Here is a 3,737-nt window from a genome sequence, read left to right as displayed (position 1 = left end):
CACTGCCAATACAGTGATACCACACGCATCAAAGGATAACGGTCCTCCTGGTATTTCCACGAAGAAGGCGTCACCATCAGAATTGTCCAATACAAGACTCCAGTTTGCAGGATCGAATTGTCCAGTGAAACCCCCTGTAAAGTTGGTAACAGCTGTTTCGTTATTCCCAAAATCATTGTCATCTGTTTGTGAACGGAATCCAAAGATATCACCGGGCGCCAGTGTCACGGTAGCTGATCCAGACTGATTTCCTAATGCGGGATCGGTCAACTGAGTATACGTGCCATTTACAATATATCCAAAGCTGTCGAAGCCGGGAATGTCGTTAGAAGTATAATCCCAATCGAAGGATACGGTTTCGGCAGCTGTTACAGTCACTACAAAGTCTGTAAGACCTTCAGTACCGGAAGCATTATTACTACCAATCACCATAGCGTTATACGTAGTAGGAGCTACTCCAAGAAGATCCATAGGATCTACTACGGCAGTTCCATCGGCACCTAATTCAATAGTAGCATCCATACAGATAAGAACAGGATCGGTATCATCGATCACATTCACTGTTGCGATACAGCTGGTAGAGTTTCCGCTGTCGTCGGTAACGAATACCTCCACTTGATTTTCACCTAATTGTGAACAATCAAAACTAACTGTAGTATCTACTATAGCTCTGAAAGTAATACAGTAGCTGTTCAACTGGCCTGAGTCACCACCGGTATCGTCAGTGATGTTCAATGTCCAGTCTCCATCAATAGGCTCACCGGCAAATACAGTATTGAACAATCCACCTTCTGCTTGGAAGTCAGGTTGAATTGAAGCTGCATCGTTAAAATCATCCACCAGGTTCGCAGAATCATCTGTAAATACAATCGTGGCAGCCGCATCTAGACCAGAACTTCCACCGTCATCCAACATCACGTCTAATGTGATTCCGTTTGGAGAGGTTAGGGTCATATCAATATCAGAAGCCCATGTGTGTTCGATATTCACTGTAATGTTATCCAGTGTATAATCTGTTCCAACGATTCCTGTATCTGTAACTGTTGCAATAGAAGGGTTCATATCTCCACTGGTTCCTGTTGCAGGAATTAGCTCAGGACTGTTACCACAATTTGTGATATTCGCAGCGGTAGCAGGACCTCCAACGGTCACAGTATATCCACATGCTTCATCAACGCTAGCAATCAATTCACTCGCATCAATTGTGGCCATTCCGTTTGCATCCAGCACTACATCGTAAGGGGCAGCACTTGGCAGTTCATAGTCGAACTGGAAATTATCGACTCCTGCTCCCCACGCAAAATCATCTTCATCGTCATAGGTGAAACGCACTTGGAAGTTTGCATTGGCATACGTAAGCATATCCAATACTCCAGAGTTTGTTGGTGGTGTATCTACATCTACTAATAGGATCTCTTGCCAAGCGGCTCCATCGTAAACTTCAACAGTAAACAATCCTGAGTCTACAAATACTTGTAGAGAATAGTCGAATGATAAGTCAGCAACAATCGCCCCTGTTAGGTCATATACCGGGGATAGTAATTGTACGGTGTTGTCTAATTCAGATCCACCAGCCGCATCATCATCAAAGATCACAGCATTCGATGGGAAATCGGCTCCACCTGGCATTGCAGCAGTTCCAAAAGTCCAGTCTACAGTTCCACTCACGATCACTGTGGACCATCCTGCAGGTACAGAAGCAGCTTCAAAATCTTCAGATTCAGAAAAGATCGAAGGTGCACCAATACAGCTAATAACGGGAGCCGTAGTGTCTTCCACAGTTACAGTCGCTGTACATGAAGAAGAATTTCCTTCAGCATCGGTAACCGTCAAAGTCACTGTATTATCTCCTGTGTTCGAACAGTCGAATGTGTCTTGGTCTAACGAATAGGTAACGATTCCGCAATTATCTGTTGATCCGTTATCAATTTCGGCCGGAGTTATAGATGCCATTCCTGTAACCGAATCAAGTGTAACCGTTAGGTCCTGACATAAGGCTACGGGTGCTTCATTATCTACAACAGTCACGGTAAACTGACAAGAAGTTGAATTTCCATCGCTGTCTGTAGCAGTAAATTCAATAATAGTATCTCCTGTTGGGAAGGCACTTCCGCTTACAGGGCCCATAGTTTGCGTCACTGCAATTGGACCATCTTCGGCATCGATCGCTACTGCATCTGTAAAGTTCACGATAGCAGAACATTCGCCCGGATTTGTATTCGACATGTTATCCGGAGGACAAGCAATGGTTGGTGGATTGTTCATAACAGTAGCACCAGTTACCGAAGAAGGTGGTGTTGCGGTATACTTTCTTCCTCGAATCCAATCTACTTGCATACTTCCATTACCACTGGAGATCCCTCCTATGTTTAGTTTTAAGTCTTCATCTTTTGTAAAAGTCATGTCTGTAGAGGAAATAGTTCCAACAGATGGAAACTCACCAAAAATATTCCCTGTATCTTGCCAAGTTAGTGACCAAACACCTGAGGTGCTGGTATAAGGTACCAGAGGAGATGCCCAATTATGACCTGCACAGAAATCACCTCCAGCACCACCTCGTACCGAAATACGGGCATCGCTAGGATCTATCATCATGCCATAATTTTCATTACTCGTAGCCTCTCCCCAATAAATTGCAGGCCAGTTACCGGTAGCACTGTTTACTTGAGCTTCAGCTGTAAATACCTCTCCAGCTGGAAAAGTAGTATCAGAAATAAGAACTCCATTACTCGACCAACTCAAATCTAAGTTTCCTCCAGCAACCGTAGCTGTTGGAGTTCCGCAAGAAGATCCAAAATTTGTCATCGCGTCCTCAAAGCCTTCCCAAAACGAGAAGGTTGTATCAGCATCAGAAACGGCCATAGCAGCTGCATTTCCATGATACATACTAAGTTCCAATGTTCCTCCTGCCGCTACTGAAGGTACTCGCACCCAAATTGCAGTAGTGGCAGTATTAATGCCGCTCTCAATATAATAGGGTAATAAAGCGCAAGGGTCAGTTTCTTTAAACCTAATATCACTACCATCTGCATTCATTTCCCCTGCGGAAATAAAAGATTGGGTATCGACAACTAGCATTACTTCATGATCCGTGAGTGCAGCAGCTCCTCCGGTATTATCAATTGTAATGGCGGTAATGAACTGCCAATTCTCATCTACACACGGCATCAAACTTGCCTGAGTTGCATTTGAACTTGCATTTTGAGCTGAATTTGAAAACTGAATAGGGGTTCCACTTTGTGGAACATTTAAAATTGTACTCCCGGAGGTAGCACTCAATTCGCTGTCTGTCATATTCCCGAAAGATTGTCCATACAAAATTGGTATGGAAAGAAGGAATGTGAAAAACATCAATGATGTAATTTTTCTCATAAATTCACGAAATTTAAAATGATTTGGTAATAGTTTTAACTGCACGAATTTAGGACAATTAATATGCTATTAAAAGGAAAAATACCGAACGACGTCCTTATCAACTGAGTCGTAGTAGCTTACATACAAAAATTTAACATTTGATCAAAAATGCGATAAACGGTAATTTTTTATCGACAAAATGCCATTTTACTCATTTAAAGGAGATTAGATGAAAAAGGAAAGTTTTGGACCCTCACAGGTGAATTTGATTAAAACAAAAACCCCCTCTCTTTTGAGAAGGGGTTATCATTTGGTTGGTTAATATATAGGCTTGTGAGTGCTTACTCTTTAATGAGTCGTTTTACAACACTTGCTTGCTCACT

1 protein-coding gene is annotated in these 3,737 nt (G+C 42.6%); it reads right to left on the bottom strand.

Annotated elements, in window-relative coordinates; translation table 11 throughout:
- On the bottom strand, positions 1-3,372 hold a 3,372-nt coding region (locus tag JS40_RS14680; RefSeq protein ID WP_152558084.1), incomplete at its 3' end, for a DUF2341 domain-containing protein.
- Positions 3,373-3,737: the final 365 nt, after the last annotated feature.

The sequence above is a fragment of the Altibacter lentus genome, from assembly GCF_000746845.1.
Lineage (GTDB): Bacteria > Bacteroidota > Bacteroidia > Flavobacteriales > Flavobacteriaceae > Altibacter > Altibacter lentus.
The sequence above is the reverse complement of the archived record's forward strand: the minus strand, read 5'-3'. Positions and strand labels throughout refer to the sequence as shown.